The sequence below is a fragment of the Bacillus sp. ABA4_010 genome (genome assembly GCF_056159105.1).
The window spans coordinates 3,074,505-3,092,956 of sequence record NZ_JBSWUN010000003.1; the positions used below are offsets into that span (position 1 = coordinate 3,074,505).

The 18,452-nt window shown below is 41.8% G+C and carries 12 protein-coding genes and 2 pseudogenes; 4 read left to right on the top strand and 10 right to left on the bottom strand.

Features of this window, described 5'->3' with window-relative positions:
* Nucleotides 1-121: 121 nt before the first annotated feature.
* Both ACXAEO_RS16425 and ACXAEO_RS16430 read left to right on the top strand, forming a co-directional pair.
* Nucleotides 122-367: pseudogene (locus ACXAEO_RS16425) on the top strand (HAMP domain-containing protein); the annotation flags it as partial.
* Nucleotides 368-496: 129 nt separating this feature from the next.
* Nucleotides 497-1,315, top strand: coding sequence for a methyl-accepting chemotaxis protein (locus ACXAEO_RS16430; protein WP_474884238.1), 819 nt, complete (start codon nt 497-499; stop codon nt 1,313-1,315).
* A gap of 260 nt (nt 1,316-1,575) precedes the next feature.
* Here the strand turns inward: ACXAEO_RS16430 and ACXAEO_RS16435 are convergent.
* From ACXAEO_RS16435 to ACXAEO_RS16480, 10 genes and pseudogenes are all read right to left on the bottom strand, one after another.
* A pseudogene (locus tag ACXAEO_RS16435) lies at nt 1,576-2,566 on the bottom strand (Gfo/Idh/MocA family protein).
* A gap of 59 nt (nt 2,567-2,625) precedes the next feature.
* A complete protein-coding gene (locus ACXAEO_RS16440; RefSeq protein ID WP_474883073.1) occupies nt 2,626-3,672 on the bottom strand; it encodes an aldose epimerase family protein in 1,047 nt (348 codons plus the stop codon).
* A 25-nt stretch (nt 3,673-3,697) separates the two neighbouring features.
* On the bottom strand, nt 3,698-4,876 hold the full coding sequence (locus ACXAEO_RS16445; protein ID WP_474883075.1) for an MFS transporter: 1,179 nt from the start codon (nt 4,874-4,876) through the stop codon (nt 3,698-3,700).
* 226 nt (nt 4,877-5,102) lie between these two features.
* Nucleotides 5,103-7,979, bottom strand: coding sequence for an ATP-binding protein (locus ACXAEO_RS16450; RefSeq protein WP_474883077.1), 2,877 nt, complete (start codon nt 7,977-7,979; stop codon nt 5,103-5,105).
* Entirely contained in the window at nt 7,972-8,340 is a 369-nt protein-coding gene (locus tag ACXAEO_RS16455; RefSeq protein WP_474883080.1) for a response regulator, read from the bottom strand. The genes ACXAEO_RS16450 and ACXAEO_RS16455 overlap by 8 nt, the downstream gene beginning before the upstream one ends.
* 263 nt (nt 8,341-8,603) lie before the next feature.
* Nucleotides 8,604-11,852 (bottom strand): hypothetical protein, encoded by a 3,249-nt coding sequence (locus tag ACXAEO_RS16460; protein WP_474883082.1) that lies wholly within the window; start codon nt 11,850-11,852, stop codon nt 8,604-8,606.
* A complete protein-coding gene (locus ACXAEO_RS16465; protein WP_474883084.1) occupies nt 11,849-13,279 on the bottom strand; it encodes a glycosyltransferase family 2 protein in 1,431 nt (476 codons plus the stop codon). Before ACXAEO_RS16465 ends, ACXAEO_RS16460 begins: the two co-directional genes overlap by 4 nt.
* On the bottom strand, nt 13,279-14,310 hold the full coding sequence (locus ACXAEO_RS16470; RefSeq protein WP_474883086.1) for a HEAT repeat domain-containing protein: 1,032 nt from the start codon (nt 14,308-14,310) through the stop codon (nt 13,279-13,281). The genes ACXAEO_RS16465 and ACXAEO_RS16470 overlap by 1 nt, the downstream gene beginning before the upstream one ends.
* Nucleotides 14,311-14,314: 4 nt before the next feature.
* Nucleotides 14,315-15,955 (bottom strand): GGDEF domain-containing response regulator, encoded by a 1,641-nt coding sequence (locus ACXAEO_RS16475; protein WP_474883088.1) that lies wholly within the window; start codon nt 15,953-15,955, stop codon nt 14,315-14,317.
* Between the two features lie 155 nt (nt 15,956-16,110).
* Complete coding sequence (locus ACXAEO_RS16480) at nt 16,111-16,914, bottom strand: DUF2935 domain-containing protein (RefSeq protein ID WP_474883090.1); 804 nt, start codon at nt 16,912-16,914, stop codon at nt 16,111-16,113.
* Between the two features lie 121 nt (nt 16,915-17,035).
* On the opposite strand from ACXAEO_RS16480, the gene ACXAEO_RS16485 reads away from it, so the two are divergent.
* On the top strand, nt 17,036-17,797 hold the full coding sequence (locus ACXAEO_RS16485; RefSeq protein ID WP_474883092.1) for a protoglobin domain-containing protein: 762 nt from the start codon (nt 17,036-17,038) through the stop codon (nt 17,795-17,797).
* 47 nt (nt 17,798-17,844) lie between these two features.
* Nucleotides 17,845-18,360, top strand: a complete 516-nt coding sequence (locus tag ACXAEO_RS16490; RefSeq protein WP_474884239.1) for a methyl-accepting chemotaxis protein — start codon at nt 17,845-17,847, stop codon at nt 18,358-18,360.
* The last annotated feature ends 92 nt before the right edge of the window (nt 18,361-18,452 follow it).

Consider the following 18,452-nt stretch of genomic DNA (forward strand, 5'->3'; position numbering starts at 1 on the left):
CCTTGCTTTGTCGGAGGAAAGCTTTGAACGGGCACAGCTTGCCCTTAATTCCCGCGTGCTCCCTTATGGGAAAGAAATTCTCTCACAATCGGAACAACTCGTACAAAGTCAAACCGAACAGATGGAACAAAGCGTGGCACACATTCAACAGTTCAGCAAGCGTTCGCTGCTTGTCTCACTCATCGTCGGCCTTGCTTGTTTTCTTATTTCAATCAGTGTCGCCCTATTCGTTGCCCATCGTATTTCCAATCCGATTGTACGTTTGACGAAGCAAGTGAAACGAATGGCTACAGGCGATTTAACCGTTCAGCAGCTGGATGTTCATTTAAAAGATGAAGTCGGTGAACTGTCCCGTTCTTTCCAGCATATGGCCGGCAACTTTCTCGCGATTGTCCATCAAGTAAGAACAAGTTCCGAAGAAGTGGCGGCTACTGCAGAAACGCTGAATGTAGGAGCGGCGCAAACAAGTGAAGTAACCGAAACGATTGCTTTAGCCATGGAGGAGTTGGCGAATACCTCTTTTCATCAATCAAACGGGGCGGAAAAAGTATCTGCTGCTGTCCGTAACATTGCCGATCACATTCAGCACGTATCCAGCCATGCCGAACGGACGGCCACACTTTCTGGCAATGCGCTCAAACAGGCAGAAGACGGAAACGAGACGATGAACGCAACCATCGAGCAAATGAACAAAATCGAAGAGATTATGTTTACCCTCTCCCAATCAATTGAAAGCATGTATCGCCGTTCAAAAGAGATTGACCAAATGACGAAAACGATTAATGACCTTTCCTCTCAAACGAATTTGCTTGCGTTAAACGCGGCCATTGAAGCTGCAAGAGCCGGCACAGCGGGAAATGGCTTTGCTGTAGTAGCGGATGAAGTGAGAAAGCTTGCCGTCCAGTCTTCCGAAGCCGCTCAACAAATCGCAGAATTGGTCACTCATATTCAGCAGCAAACCAATACCGCCGTACAAGAAGTGAAAGTTGGAACAGAGGAAATGAATAAAGGCGTTCATCAAGCGTCTGAAGCTGGTCAGCTTTTCAAACAAATTCAACACGATATTCAAGAGGTGGCAGACAGCATTCAAGAAGTGAGCTATCAATCAAAACAAATTGTCCAACATACAGACAAGCTAACAGAATCGGTGCACACGATGAATGAAGTATCCGCCGCTGTTGCTGCTAACACCGAGACCACTTCGGCTTCTACGGAAGAACAATTAGCATCGATGGAGGAAATTTCATCGTCTGCTGCTTCCTTATCTTCTATGGCAGAAAAACTGCAAGCAACGGTTAAACAATTTACGGTATAAAGTATGTCCCCCTTGAATGATTCAAGGGGGAACTAACTAAACAAAAAAAGACCCTGAAACGATAAGTTCCAGGGGGTGATGAAGATGGATGAACCACCTCATCTTCTCATATGATTCGAAATCGCAGGAGAGTCATGTGATCTACTAACATCATATGACACTTTTTCTTGTTGTGCCAATTGTTTGTAAGCTTTCCTTACATACTTTGTGATGGAATCTTATGTTTGACTTCCTATTCCGTTAATGAAAGCCCTATTCGTTCAATCGAGTTTCTTATCAGCAGGAAAGACAAGGCCGATTTGTTTTCGCGCTTCATCCATTACTTCTACTGTTGCTAGTGAATGTGCATACGAATTGTTGGATGCTTCAAACGTTCCGCTTTGAAGCAAGTCGACAAACTCTTTGACTTCATAATACATTGGAGGCTGTTCTTGCGAGCGTAAGTTGCTCGACCCTTCCATCGTTATAGCGAATTTCGACTTTTTCCGGCGTATGAATTTTATCCACTATAATCGTACCGTCTTCCCCTTGAATTTCAGCAGGCAAAAAGGAGTTCGTAATTTTCGAATAGACGACCGATGCTTCTTTATCTGCATACTGAAATAAAATGCTACCTTGTCCATCTGCACCAGAATCCAACAGCAATCCGCTCGCTTGAACACGGTCTGGCTTTCCAAACAAGACGATCATCGGATAAATGCAATACACTCCGATATCCATTAACGAACCATTGGAAAAGGCCGGGTTGAACGCATTTAACACCGTTCCTGCTTTATACGCATCATAGCGTGAAGAATATTGACAATAGCTCGCTGCATATCGGCGAATCGTGCCAATTTTATGAAGGTGCTGTTGAATAGTTTTAAAGTTTGGAAGAAGCGTCGTCTTCATCGCTTCCATTAGCAACACCTTATTTTGTCTGGCAGCATCAATCATCGCTTTCACTTCTGCCGTATTGGATGCCATCGGTTTTTCACATAGCACATGTTTCCCATGATTCATGCAAAGAATCGCCTGCTCGGCATGAAAGGAGTTTGGGCTGGCAATATACACCGCATCAATGTCTGCGCTTTTCGCCATGCTTTCAATGTCTGTAAACGTCGTTTGAATATCAAACTTTGCTGCAAACTTTTTTGCTCGCTCTTCTGTACGGGAATAAACAGCCGTTACTTGAAAGCCCTCTACTTCCCTTCCAGCTTCAATCAATTTTTCGGTAATCCAATTTGTTCCGATAATCCCGAATCTAACCATATGTATGCCTCCTATTTTGTTGCTTTTCTTTCTTCAATCCTTTGACGGAAGCACTTCGGTCACTCCACCCCAAACGTATACTTCGTCATAGAAGAAAACACTTTTCCTTTTGGGAGCACACATGAAGGAAAATGCGGATGGTGAATCGCATCTGGCAGCCCTTGCGTTTCTAGGCAAAGTCCCATGTACTTGTTCGACGGCACGCCGTAAATGCTCCCCTCTTCAGGCAAGTGGTTCCCTGTATACAGTACAACACTTGGTTCATCTGTTTCCACTATTAGCTTACGACCACTTTCTTTATCTATCAAAACCATTTCTCCGTGAGGATGATGATTTAAGATAAACGGGTGATCATAGCCATTTCCAGCTAATATGTTTTGCGGATGTCGTGATTGTACCCCGTCTCTAATTTGGCGACCTGCTCGAAAATCAAATGGCGTCCCTGTGACGTCAAGAAATTCCCCTGTCGGGAGCAGTTCTTCATCTAGTTCTACAAACCGATGGCTGTCTATTTTCAACGTATGCTGCTGCACATCGCGCTTTAATCCGCCACTTAAATTGAAATACGTATGATTCGTTACATTTAAAAGTGTCGTCTGATCACATACGGCTTCATATTGGATTAGAAATTCATTATTATCATTTAGCGTATACGTAACCTTCAGCTCAACCGTTCCAGGGTACCCTTCTTCTCCATCGGGACTCGTGTAAGAAAAGGTGACAGCTGTCTCTGTTTCTGTTTCAACTGTTATCGCCTCCCAGACGACGTGGCTAAACCCTTTCACTCCGCCATGAAGATGATGACCATTATGGTTGTTCGGTAATGTATATACTTGACCATCAAGTTCGAAGCGAGCATCTTTAATCCGCCCTGCCACGCGGCCCACAACAGTGCCAAAATAAGCCGGGTTGCGTTCATAATCTTCTAGTTGATCAAAGCCTAAGACAATATTTTCATAGTTTCCCTCTCTGTCAGGAGTGACCATTTTCGTAATGGCACACCCGTAGTTCAAGCAAGTGACTTCGATTCCGTTTTTATTTTTCAATGTGTATGCGGATACATTTTTTCCATTTGTTTCACCAAATTTTGTTTCAACTACTGACATGTTTTCTCCTCCATCTTAGCTGCTGTTAAATGGTTTCCTCGTACATTTGCTTCATTTGTTCTTTTTTCTGGGAATACGTTTTATATACCATTAACCCAATTCCGCCTGCAAGCGCGCTGTAGCTTAATACTTTATATAAAACATCGCCGCCGGAAAGGTCGAGTATGATTCCCCCGCCTAAAGATCCGATAATCCCCGAAAGGCCGAAAAAGGCGGAAATGAACACGAGCTGTCCCGTTGCCCGATATTCTTCGGGGACAAGCTTTGTCACAAACTGAAAGGCACATAAATAAAACACACCGAACGTAATGCCATGAATGGATTGCAGCCAAATAATATGACTTGGGCTTGTCGCGGCGGAAAACAAAAGCCATCTGACCGCATAGACAACGGCGGCTCCAATCATGTACGTCATGTCATTAAAAAAGCGGAGCCAATACGGACTAAATAAAAAGACCGCTGCCTCTGCTGCTACTGCCACAAACCAAGCCAAGCCGATAAGCGATTCACTTCCGCCAAGTTCCTTCATGTACAAACCAGCAAAAATATCATTCGTTCGATGAGTGACCGTCACAAACATAATTAAAAGCAAAAACCACATAAATTTCGGCTGACAAATAACTTTCACCGCCGTTTTAAGTTGAATCGGTTTCGTGGATACGTTCACATCCGATACGCTGCGCACAACAACAAATGTAATCAGCGCATAAACGAGAAAAAGATATAGTAAATAATCAAGTCCGACTCGTGATAAAAGCGCACCTCCGATTAACGAAGTAGCCGCAAACCCAACAGAACCCCACATCCGAATCCGTCCAAACGCAGTGCCAGACACAGCGGATGTTTTTTGCACTAAGCTGTCTCCCAATGCGCCAATTGGAGACATAAAAGAAAAGAACAAACCACACATCATAATCAGCGGCAAAAAGGCATTCATTTGAAACATGAACACACTGCTCACAACCATTCCGACTAAACAAATAATAACCATTCTTTTGACCGTTTTATATTTGTCGCTCATATATCCCCAAAATGGCTGAGAAAACAGCGCCGTAAATGGACCAACAGCCATTAACCAGCCAATTTTCGTCGCCGTCAATCCATGCTCCTGAAAATATAGCGGCAAAAAATTGTTCATGATGGTGACAGAAGAATGAAAAAAGAACAAAAAGACACTTAAATATAAAACCGCATGTTTATTCATCAGCGATCGTTCCTCTCTAAGTTCATTACATCCAGCGGCTATTCGCGCACTTCAAACCACTGACGGGTAAGCGGACATTTCATCATGAAAGCGGATTACACGCAAATAGATTTTAACATTATTTAGAATTTTTTCAATGCAAAGTTTTTCGTTCGTTCTCACTGCTACATAAAAAAGGTAGTTCAAAAGAATAAAATCATTCTTTTGAACCACCTTTTGAAAGCGTTTATTGTGGCTTCTCGTTCTCAGGCTTCGGAATCATAATTTGCCCTTTTCGTTCATGTTCCAACAGTACCTGTAAAATATGATTGGATAGCTTGCTCGGCTGGTATGGCTTCACTAAGTAGCCATCTGCCCCTAAGTGCCTTCCTTTTTCCTGTTCATCTAAAGCGGTCGAAATGAAAATAGGGATGTTTTCCGTTTTTTCATTTGCTTTCAGCTTTTTAATGATGGTCCACCCATCGATGCTATTATCAAGCATAATGTCGACGACCACGGCATCAGGAGGTTCTTCAGTAATCGATGCAACAGCGGTTTCACCGTCCGTATAATGGGCCACTCGGAAACCGTTGTCCTTCAGCTCTTCATGAAGCAAATTCGCCAAGCTTTGATCATCTTCCACAATGACAACATTGGCTTTGTACTTCCGGTCTAGCATATCACCATTTGTGATCATGCATACATCCTCAATTAAAGGCAGGATGACGGTAAACGTACTTCCTTTTTCAAACTCGGACTGCACACCAATATCTCCATCATGCGCTTTCACAATTTCCTTCACAATCGCCAATCCAAGTCCGGTTCCGCCAATTTTGCGGCGGTCCGTGTTGTCCACTCGGTAAAATTTCGTAAACAAATGCGGAATAGCATCAGACGGAATGCCTAACCCTTCGTCGATCACATCGATCTTCAAATGAGTCTTTTCTTCCGAAATTTTAATGATAATTTTGCCGCCGTTTGGTGAATATTTCACTGCATTGCTTAATAAGTTATTAAATACTTGCGCGAGTTTATCGCGGTCACCAAGTACAGTTAGCTTATTCGTTTGCACATCCACGACAAAGTCATGAATCGTTGTATTCACCTTGTTCGTCACAATGACATCATCGATAATTGTCTGGATTGAATAATAGTTTTTATTATACGTTTGCTTTCCAGATTCCATCCGCTGTACATCAAGAAAATCGTTAATCAGCGACGTAAGACGAGATGCCTCTTTCGAAATCGTCATTAAATATTTTCGCTGTCTTTGTGGTGGAAGGTCTTTATTAAGCATGAGCTCTGTAAACCCTAGTACACTAGAAAGCGGTGTTCGCAGCTCATGGCTGACCGTGCTGACAAATTCGGATTTCATCTGATCGACCTCATATTGCTTCGTAATATCGCGATACACGAAAATCGTTCCGAATGTTTGCTTGTCCCGGTACAGTGTTTCCGGATATAGCTGAATAATTTGCGTCGAACCATTTTTCAGCTTAAAAATAAAGGATTCGTCTTGTTCATTCTCTTGAATAGCCTGCTTAATAAACCCGATCAGTCCGTCTGGATCCTCTACCTTTTCTTTTATGAGCTCAATCCATTCAATCGTTGATTTTTGAAGAAGCACTTCGGCCTCTTCGCCCACCATGTCACAAAGCGTTTCATTCACAAGTAAAATATTTCCTTCTCGATCAAACAACTGGATACCTTCATGAATCGTGTTTAAAATATCTTGAACGGTTTGTCGACTGTTTTCTGTTTGTTCGTACATATGAAGCTTTTCTAACGACAACGATATTTGGTCACCAAATCCTGTATATTCATCCACTTGTGTTTCCGTAAAAGCAGCTCCTAAACGGGTCAGCATAATGACGGCCATTAATTCATCATTTTCATGAACAATCGGCAAGACAAGGTCATAGCAAAAATACGATTCCGCTACATACCCTCGTTCACTCGCCATACTTTCTCGCTTAATGACGAAAGGTTTTAACGTCTTTTTCAATTTAGCTGTAATGCTTCCTTCGCGGAAGGAAGCAAGGAACTGTGCTGTTTCTTCTTTTGTCAGGCCGTGCGCCGCATGGCTTGCTTCTTCATCCATTCGAACGATGATACCTTTTGTCGCCTTTGTAAAATATACCATGCTATCAATCGAATTTTGCAGCAATTCATGTTGGTCAAGCGTGTTGGCAAGCGTTCGGATAAATTGGTTGCGACGAAGAAGCATCTCTTCATTTTCCTGCGTTTTATTGAGCGCATCCTTTAGTTTCCCTTGCTGTTCGTTCAATTCGTCTTGCTGAGCCATCAGCTCTTCATTTTGTGCAAGCAGCTCTTGTTCATTATGCTGTAAATCTTGAATCATCTTTTCAAGAGAGCGGGAAAGCGCCCCAATTTCATCTTCCCTGTCTGTATGATTCAACGAATCAATATAGGCCCCGTCGCTTATTCTAGAAGCGGTATGTGCTAAACCTTTTAGTGGTAAAATCACTTGACGAATAATCAAACCGAACAAAATAAGCAGTACGACTACCATGAAACCTAAAAATAAGAAAAAGACCGTTTGAGCAAACGTCAATTTATTATCTTTTTGGCGTAACGTGTTTTCATAGCTTACTTCCAGTCTTTTGTTTTCTTCCTTCAGCAACGTTCGGAAATTATTGACCCGATCTGTCCCGCCGTCGGTGCTGGCAACCTGTTGAATACCGTCCTCATTGTTTTCCTGTTTATACTGGATGACTGTAGGAAAAGCCTCATCAAAATACCAGTTCTTAAACTCTTGCATCTCATTATACAGTTGCTGTTCGTGAACATTATCAATATGCTTTAAAAATAAGTTCAGTTCCTCTTCCAATTGCTTCTCGGCTTCATTAATTTTCTCAATAAAGCTATTATCTCCAAATGCTAAATAGCCGCGGACTTCAAATAAAGCATTATCCGCGATTTGCTCCAAATTGGACAGTCGTTCTTTATGGTTCGAAATGTGAGAAAGCTTTTCCTCGTATTCTTCATTAATCGTAACCTGATAAGCTCTCAATGCGAGAATTCCGATGATAAGAAGCGCCACGAAGGCAATGCTCATCCAAATAGACTTTTGTACTAAGCTTTTATTAATCTTTTTATTCACCTAGTATCTCCTCTACTTTTTCTACTAAATAAAGCGGACTGAACGGTTTGGATACAAAATGATCGGCTCCTGCCAGCAACACTCTATCTTGATCTACTTTTTGGCTTTTGGCTGAAAGCATTAAAATTTTCACATCTTTTTTTTCCGGATGCTGACGTACTTTCTCAATTACTTCCAGTCCGGTCATTTGCGGCATCATATAATCAATAATGACTAAGTCGTAGTCATTTTGTTCAATGAGTTCGTACGCCTCTTCTCCATCGCACGCTTCATCAATGTCATAACCTTCATCCTCTAACGTATCTACTACGAGCATGCGCAGTACTTCTTCATCTTCTGCCAATAACAGCTTTTTCGTCATGTTCTCTCTATACGCCCCTTTACCTTTTCAATCAATCTAGTAAATGCGATATGACTACCGAACGGTCATATCAAATCTCCAACAGTAAGCACCTGCCTGAAAAGGGGTCATTTTCTCTCTTCAGATAGTCGCTTATGTTCATTTTACACTAGTCGCCCGATTATAACATAACCGTAGTTTTTGCCAAGTTCCGATCGCAAGCGATTTGATTTTTTACTAGAAGAACACTTCAATATCGCTATTCTTTAGCCATATTGAAGATTCTAGTTCAACTGGGTTTCCCCATACGATTTTTGTAAAATATAATACGATTCTTTCAGGCGCTCATGATAGACGGGTTCTTCCCATGCTTTCCACTCGTATGGATACATGTCAGTTGCCGGCACATAGCCATCTGACGCTTTCGGCATCGTTTCTGTGACAGACAATCCACCAGATTCCGCTTCTTTATAGCGAATGACCGCAGCTCGGAAGCCTTGTACGGTTTCGCTACTGCTTATGCCTTCTGCCCACATATCACCCATCACTTCATGCAAACTCGGGTCTTTCACATTTAACAGCAGCCACGGAAGGCGCAATTCGATAAATCCTTCTTCCTCGTTCACATTGAAGTCTGCTAATGAATTGAATTGCGGCAGCTTTGGATTTCCATTTCCAGCTAACAGTTTTCCTGTTTCATACTGCTCAAACGGGATTTTCCGGCCGTCTGGCAGTGTAAAGCCTTTATTTAAAGCAAGACGGATTGGATGATAGTTTCCGTTATTTTTAGTTGATGCGTACGGCTGCGTGTCAATAAGCTTTAACACATGACCGTAATGATAGTAAAAACTGTCATAATAGCTGTCAATCACGACTCTAGAATCATCATTGCCTCTCAGCTGAATAACAAAATCAATTTCAGGATCTGTTTTGAAGACCGCATTATTTGGCAAAGATGACTGACCTTGATTCGGAATCGTATTGAGCGCAATATCTGTATTTATCTTATCCGCATCCATCGAACCATCGTAATCAAGCTTCACATACAGATATGCAGCATCACTCGTCATCTCAAGTTGCTTTAGCTTCCCTGCACCATCACTTTGTTTGTATGTGTTCTTATTCTTCAGCTTCTCCCAATCAGATGACCGCCCGTCGATATAAATAGGCGATTCAAATTTGCCAGGATCGAAGCTCAATAGACCGAAATGCTGTTCGTTTGTTTGCATGTTTGACCAGAACGGACGACGGTCTGGATTATCATATTCCATCGTATTCCACGTACGCTTAAACCACTCATCCTGCCACGTAAAGACGAGTCCACCCGCCATATCTTCTGCTACGATCGTTTGGAACAGCTTCACATCCATTTCTCCTTGCTCCTGTTCGGAATGCATCCCCTGGTCCATGCCATGTACGTTTTTATGCGTTAATCCTCTTGAAGCTGGAATACCGAACTCTGCGACAAGAAGCGGCATGCGATGCAGCTTTTTCATATCTTGCAAATAGCCGGCATAGTTGTTTTCATTTCCTTCTTGATCTTTATGGTTCACATATTCCGATTCATAATTTAAAAAGTCCGGATAATATGGATAAAAATGATACGAAGCGAAAACGCCTGGATAAAACTCGTCGGCCGCATAAATATGGTTTGGATCAACGACTACCATATCCTCAGTTTCAAGCGGCTCGTTTGGGTGATCCATTAAATCAGTTGTCGGCCAATTGACAAAGCTGACAGGACGTTGCCATTTATACTGATCGGCTTCATATACAGCCAGATCATCCATATGCATCGCGAGCCAATGCTCAAACGGATTCGCTGCCTCTGTATAAATATAGCGACCGTTATATTGGCCAATTTGCGCGTTTTTGCTATTCGTTTCAAGCACAACGGTCGGATCCCACTCAATTCCGATAATCCAGCCAAGAATATATTTCGAAACATCTGTCTTATACATTCCGGAAGCATGACCTGGAACTTCGGCAATGTTTGCATTGCCATGTACGACATCCACAATCCGCTTCATTTCACTGCGGAAATCTTTCATCACTTCTTCAGAAAAGGCGTTTTCTGTTTTCACAAGCTTTTCTTCCGTTACCCATACACCATGGAACAAGTATAAAGGCTCGCTCGCGGTTTGGTTATATTCATAGAGCGCTTCGTAAAAATGCGGAGGATGGAGCGTGTACACACGAATAGCGTTCGCATTCATCTCTCCAATTTTTTGGAACCAGCGTAAATACTCTGTTTTTGTAATCGCCGTTTCACCTGGGAAATACCCCGGTTTGGCAATGCCAAGGTTGACCCCTTTAATTAAAATGTCTTCCCAATTGCCATTTCGATAGACTTGTAGATAATCTTCGCCCGCTTTCCCATGAATCGTCATACCGGCTTCCTTGACCGTTTCAATTGTAACGGGAGCAGGTGGTTCGTACGGATTCTCCAAAATATGTTTCATGATGGGCATATACATATTCCAATAAAAATAATCATCACGTTTTTCCGAACTGAGGCGCAGTTTTTTTAACGACGTGAAGCCTACTGTCTGGTAAATCGATGGGAGCTCAGCTTGGTCTGCATAGTCGCCGGCGAAATAATACGTTTGAAATTGTTTATTTTCATGACGGACAATGGCCGGGAACTCTGTTGGGATTCCGTAGCTTTCCAAGAGCTGATCCGCTTCTTCGTCCAGCTCAACCTCGTAATGAGCTAATATTTCCTTCTGATCGTTTGCCTTCACAACGTCAAACCAGTAACGATAAGGGGAATCTTTCGCCTGCTTCCACTCTTCTTTCCCTTGTTCTGTCAGCTTGACCGTCATTTCTTCTGTCACTTGCTGATTTGGAATAACCACAAGCTCGTCCTGCTCATTCACAAACACAAGCCCGCCGCCTGTAAATGACCATTCATCATTGTATTGCTGTTTGTAGCGCTCTTTCACCCAGACAGGTACTTCACTGTCTTGCAAGTCGAGAAATGCTCTTCCAATCCATCCGGTCCATGTTAAATTAAGCAAATCATACATTTTCGTACGAACTTCTTCATTTGTTGGACTGGCAAATGAATTAAACTCAGCGATGAACGTCCCTCCATGCTTTAAGAGAGCAGATGAAATTGCATCGGCTTCCTCTGCTGATAACCCGCCATATAACTGTTCAGAACGTCGACCATCTGTTTCATTTTGGACATCTGCCTCATAAATTCCGTACGTGTCTGCTAAATAAATGACATCATGCTGTTTCTGTAAAGACGTAACGACATCATCCGCTTTGTACGTACCATTTCCAGCAGGCTTAATCCCTTCGTAATCAACGGAGCGTTTGTACTCTTCTCCATTGCTTTTTACATATTTTTCATGATTTAGCAGCCATACTAACCCGTTATGCTCGCGATACGTTTCATCTGGAACGGTTTTATCGATAATAAGCATCTCAAGCTCTTTGTCGGACTTGAGCTTCCAAAGAAGAAAAGGTCCTGTTAATACGGCAAGAACCGCCAACACGATAATAAAATAATAACTTCGTTTCACGATGAACTTCCTCCTGAAAGACCTTTTCTCTTCATTTCGCCCCATGACTGTTTACGAAGCAGTAGCTGAATAATTCCTTCCATCCTCCAAAAAACGGTTAAAGGACGGTACCAAAATGTTTCTGTCAATGAATAGAAGAAAAGGCGGATAACATCGCTTACTTTCGGGTATCGGCGCATGCTCCATTCCTCTAAGACTACGGCAAACATTGAAAAAATAGATCCATATAATACTGCCAACAGCAGCAAAATAACGCCAAACTCTAAGTATAGCCCTCCTAAAAAAAGAGAAAGCACGAAAAATAAATATCCGCCCAGTTCAACAATTGGACCAATCGCTTCAATAAAAACAAAATAAGGTAACGATACAAAGCCAATGGAGCCGTATTTTGGATTTAAAAATAAACTACGATGAGCAAGCAAGCTTTCAAATAAGCCACGATGCCAACGGCTTCTTTGACGGCGCAAATAAGTTAGCGTTTCCGGTGCTTCTGTCCAGCAGACCGGTTCCGGAATATACACGATTCTCTTTTCCGCTTTTTTCTCTTTAATCAGTCGATGAAGACGGACGACAAGCTCCATGTCTTCTCCTACCGTATCTCGCTTATAACCGCCCGCTTCCAACACCCAGCTTTTCGAAAAGACACCGAATGCCCCCGATACAATTAACAGCCAGTTTCGGTAGCTGAGGCCAATTCTTCCCATTAAAAACGCGCGTAAGTATTCAATAACTTGCATGATAACGAGCGGGTTTTTTGATAAACCAACGTTAATCATTTGCCCGCCTTCAATTTGGCAGCCATTCGCAATCCGGATACTCCCGCCCGAAGCAATCACTTCTCCGTTCGAATCGACAATCGGTTTCATAACCTTTAAGAAAGCATCCTGTTCAAGAATGGAGTCGCCGTCAAGAGAACAAAAATACGGGTAGTTGGATAGATTAAGCCCTGCATTCAGCGCGTCTGCCTTCCCCCCGTTTTCTTTATCAATTGCATATAAGTTATCGAATAACTCGGAACGATAAACTGCTTGAATCTCCTGGGTCTCAAGAGTCATCTGTACAACTTTCCTGACCGGCTTCATCTTGAACTTTTCTATCATAACTTCCATTGTGCTATCTTTTGATCCGTCGTTTATAACAATAATTTCAAATTCCGGATATTGAATATTCAGCAAAGAACGAACACTATCATAAATGCCCGCCTCTTCATTATAAGCTGGAACTAAAATAGAAATCGGTTTTGTCGTTCCTTCCGTCATGAGCTCTTCATACATTTCATATTTATTAAGTTTCAGTTCCTTGCGCAATTGACGGAAAGAAAATAGTAGCATTAAACTGTAAAAACCAATAACAAACAGCATATACACTAGCACAAACCAGCCAAACATTTCGACTAGACGCAGCCAGCCTTGAATAAATTGTTCCATTATGATATCCTCTCCAGCCATTCAAGTGCCATATCTTTTGCAAAAGGATCGTCCGTTTGATTCATCACTTCGTGTAAAAGAAGGTGCCCCTGTTTGTAATTGGACAATGAACGACCTGCCTCATGTCGTACTCTCCAAACTCGGTCTTCAATCAACCGGTACAAAAGAGGAATTTCCTTGTCTGTACAAAGATGACCGATGATTTTGGCTGTCATAAGACGTTCTTCCCATCTCGTTGAATAGGTAGTTTCATGTAAAATAGATGTATCTCTTACATAGCCTAAAAAAGAAATCGCTTTGAGCGCGCGAATACGTTCTTCCCCTTCTTGCTCTTTCACTGTTGTTTCAAGCAATGGCAAGTACTCCAGTCTCTTATCTAACCCGATGGTTTCAAGGAGAGCAAAGCGGCCTTTTTCTTCAAAGTTCTTGTAGGTAGATACAAGCTGTTCAAAATAATCCTCATCTAACTCTTGATAGATGACTCTTAATTCATACACCGTAAACGAAGCCAAATGCTCAGGGATAAGTTCAATAATTCGCTTATCTTGAGAACGGGCGAGTATTTTGCATCCAAGAAACATTTCTCTGTCTTCAACGTCTTTTTGCAGCAATTGAATGATGTCGTCATTTAACGTTAAAAGGCCAAAATCTAAAATCCGGTACAGCGTATTCAACCGAATGCTGCTATCCCGGTTAACCAACTGTTTTTTATAATAAAGAGAGAAATGGGCAACGGTGTAATCCGTTGCTCTCTTTTCAACCTCTTCCCCTTTAAATACATCCAGCAAATCAATAAGAAGCTGTTCCAAGGCAACTCGCTCCAAATTCGTAACCGGAATAAGCTTTTCATCCCATTTTCCTGTTTGCAAGTACGCGATCATTTGGCCCTGTTTCCCTTTCATGATGGCCGCAATTTGCCTTTCCCTTCTCGCAATGGCGATTTTTCGGATGATAAGGTATGCAAGCAGTATCGCGAGAATCAATACTAAAATAATAGTTAAGGAAAGCAAAATTACGATTTCATTTTTCATATGCTCACTTCATCCTTTGAATTAATCCTTTAATTCTTGCTTTTAGCTCGGCAGTACTGAACGGCTTTGTCATATAATCGTCCGCTCCGAGATTGAGTGCTTTAACAATGTCTGATTCCCTTTTTCTTGCCGTCAGCATTAGCACGGTGAAGCGACTTGAATTCGGAAGCTTACGGATACGCTCAAGCACTTCGAGTCCATCCATTTGCGGCATGACGCCATCAAGTAGTACAAGATAAGCATCCTCTGTTTGCGACCACGGGTCATCAAAGAACGACCGACCGCCATCAAACAGTTTTGTTTCTAGCTCATATTGTTCTAAAGATAGTCCATTTAAGAAGTACGCGATGGAATCTCTCATAATTTCTGAATCATCAATGACAGCCACCTTTAATTTAGTAGCCTCATATTGTTCGTTTTGTTGTTCAATATAGCCTTCCACACGGTTTCGTCCATTTTTCTTTGCTTTATACAAAGCAGAATCTGCCAATTGGACCGCTTTCTCTAAATGCATCTTCATATCTCTTATATCGTATATACCCGCTGAAAACGTAATTGATACTTCTTCATGGTCAATCGGAACCGCTTCGGCGGAAAATGTATGCAGGAGGTCATTCAACATGGCTGTTCCTTCTTCTATTGTCGTGTGTGGCAACAATAGGACAAACTCTTCCCCACCATAACGGACAATTCGGTCCTCTGGTCTTGAGTGTTCTTTTAAAAATTCAGCAAAGCGGACTAACACGGCATCTCCTGCCACATGGCCATATGTGTCATTCACTTGTTTAAAGTGGTCAATATCCAAAATCGCTAAGCAAAGCGGCTTGCTTGAGTGAGAATGTTCAGCGAGCACCCGCTCATATTCCATCGTTAAAAAGCGGCGATTGTATACTTTCGTCAGTTCATCTAATAAGAGCGACTCACTAATTAATAGGCGGCGATCAAGATGTCGTTTTAATCGAACGAGAAATTCATCCATATCAAACGGCTTTCCGATGAAATCGTCTGCTCCCATTTCATAGCTTTTAATTCTCGTTTCTTTTCGATCATCTACACTCATGACAATGGTAGACACGAATTTCTTTTGAATTTGCGTTTGAAACTCTTCCATGATGGTTAATCCACTGTCATTAGAGAGGAAAATATCTAAAATTAAACAATCAGGGTTGAAATCATAGAAAAATGAGAGACCTTTGCGGATATCTGAAGCGACAAGCACTAAATAGCCTTCCTGCTCAAGGCGATCCTTCAAATAAATTAATAATGAAATGTCATCATCGACAATTAAAATGAGTGGGGCATCTTTTCGTTTAAGAATAGGTTGTTCCGCTGTTTCCACAGGGATGGCATCTTTTTTCAGTACATACGAAGACAGTTCAAGGGCTATTGGAAACACGAAATCAAGTGCCTCTTGCTTTGCCCAAACCGGTCTTGTATCATTTTCGAGTTTGTCAAGCAGTAAACTGGCCAATTGGGAAATTCGGCCGAGGTTAATGACTCCAGCTGTCCCTTTTATAGAATGGACAAATGTATACAGTTCTTCTCTTTTAATATCTGTTTCATCCATGTAATCCCAAGCTTTCAGTTGCGTATGCACATTGCCTAAGAGCTTGTTTTGGTATTTTGTTAACCGGTTCTTCTCCATACAAAATTCTCCCTTTTACAATAACAATATCTTTATCATGGCATATCTCTTGCTCTAATTCAACGGCAGATTCCGCCCAATTTCGACAGATCCCTTCCATTTCAATATTTACAATGGAATCCTATGTTTTCCGTTCTTCTTTTTCTATCTATATTTTATAATGGCAGCCTTTTTAATGTACAGTTAAAGACGGGCATATTAGGGATAAAACGGTTCAGCTTTTTTAGAAAATAGCACGTCTCCGGTAAATGATGCTGTAGAAAGCGTAAAGTCAGATTTGATAATAAAGCATCATTCTTATACGTTTTAATAACATAAATAACAAATTCATTTAATCCATTAACTGTTTCCGCTACTTCTTTTGCCATTTTTGTTTGAACAGGAAAACCAGGCTCGCTAAAGCGCAAATATCGTTTCATTTGCCGGTTTTTCAACATATAAGCATTAAAACGTTTAACATACATTTCTGCTTGGGCAATAAGTTCCTGTTCTGCGGCATCCAATCCATCTATTAAAAGTAAGGCATGCCCCGCCTGATCTTCAAGCCATAAGTCCATCAATTCTACTAAAGACAGCTCTTTCGCTTCAGCACCTCTAACATAATACGATAATAAGCGAATGTATTCTTGATTTTCATTTAGCGTACCGTTCAAATACGTCGGGGAAAGGTCTAAGTTGACTTGGTTGTCAATTCTCAGCTTCTGTAAATGCCCTTCAAATTGATAATACCGATAAACGACAGGATGGGCTTGCCTTGAAAAAGCGATCATTTCTTGACTACCGACAGTAGCAGTAGAATCAAGCTGATGCAAGTCTGAGAGCAGTTGTTGAAATGCTTGAATGAACGCATCGGCCTCCTGCACCCACCTCGTCTCTGACGGAGATAAAAAGTCGTGAATAAACCAAGCATGATCTTCCAATACTTCCAGCCAAAATTGATGTTCCTCAGTGACCCTCATTATCAATTCCTCCCCTTCTATTAAGTCAAACACTTTAAACTTGTGCAATATTCATTCGGTTGTGTATATTTTGTTTAGCACATACATCATTTTGGGATATTCTTTGGAGGTAAACGAACCGATGAAACTTTTTTCTTTCCGTTCTAATGAAAAAACGAATGAACCACTCCAGTCTCCACAAGCTTCACAAGTAAAAACGATTGATACGTCCAACGGGCAAATGAATGCTCGATTAAAGTATATGAATATGCATAGCGGCCATATGAATACACTTAAAGAACTTCAAACTGCCCTGCTCGGTGAAGGGGCAGAGAAAGTCGTTGAGGCGGTGCTCGATCAATTATATACAATGCCCGACCTTGCCCGTATTGCTGAGCAACATACGACACGAGAGCGCTTGAAAGAAGTTTTTCTTTACTATTTACAAACCATCTTATCCGGGAAAGTAGACGGCCGTTACATTTCGTCCCGTCAAAAAATCGGAGCTACGCATAATGGGGTTCAGCTGCCTGTAGGCTGGTTTTTGGCTACTTATCAGCTCATCTTGTCACACCTTACCCCACTCCTTGTCAGCACATACCAGCATCAGCCGGAAAAGCTGACAGACGCATTGCTAGCGGTAAATGGCATTATGAACTTAGATGCTCAGCTCGTGATTGAAGAATATTTTGATTCAAGGATGCGAATTATTGAGGAAATGGGCGAAAAGCAAAAAGTCGTCCAGCAAGATTTATCTTCCATGAGCGAGCAACTGGCAAGTTCCGTCCAACAAACCAATGCTTCCACAACAGAAACAAGCAGCAAAGCACAAAAAGTAATGAACGATACAGACCAAACAATGAAAGCAGCCGCAACTTGCAGCAGCTCACAAAATACAGCCTAGACAAAATAACCGATGCCGAACAAAAAATTACATTTCTTCAGCATGAAGTGCTGCACTCCAGTGAAAAAGTAAACAACTTGTCTCAAATTTTGTCAGGGGTTATTAAAATGTCTAAAGACATTGAGAACATTGCCAATCAAACGAACTTGCTTTCCTTGAATGCTTCCATTGAAGCCGCTAGAGCAGGAGAGCACGGCAAAGGATTTTCCGTTGTTGCAAATGAGGTTCGAAAACTGGCAGAAGAAACGAAACAGACCAATCAACAAATTAACACCCTTGTTAATCAAAGTACAGAGAGCATTGATGATATCGTGGACCGTCTTGCCAAAATTGGGGAATCAACCGGGAGCACCGTTCATGCTGTCGGCGATGTGAAAGCAGGACTTGATGCGACTAATATTGAGATGGAAAACTATGTGCAGATGTTTGAAGCTAATAAGTTGGACCTTGATATGATTTTAACGTCCATCCAAGAAGTGGCTGCGACGACTAATACGCTATCCGAGTTGGCAGAAACCCTTAATGCGCGGGCCGAACAAATCTATTTACATCCACATACATGATGAAGGAGCTGTCCAATAAGTCTCAAAATTTTCGGGGAAACGATCGTTTTTCTTTTTATGCAAAATAGACCGTTTATCAAAACCCGGAATAC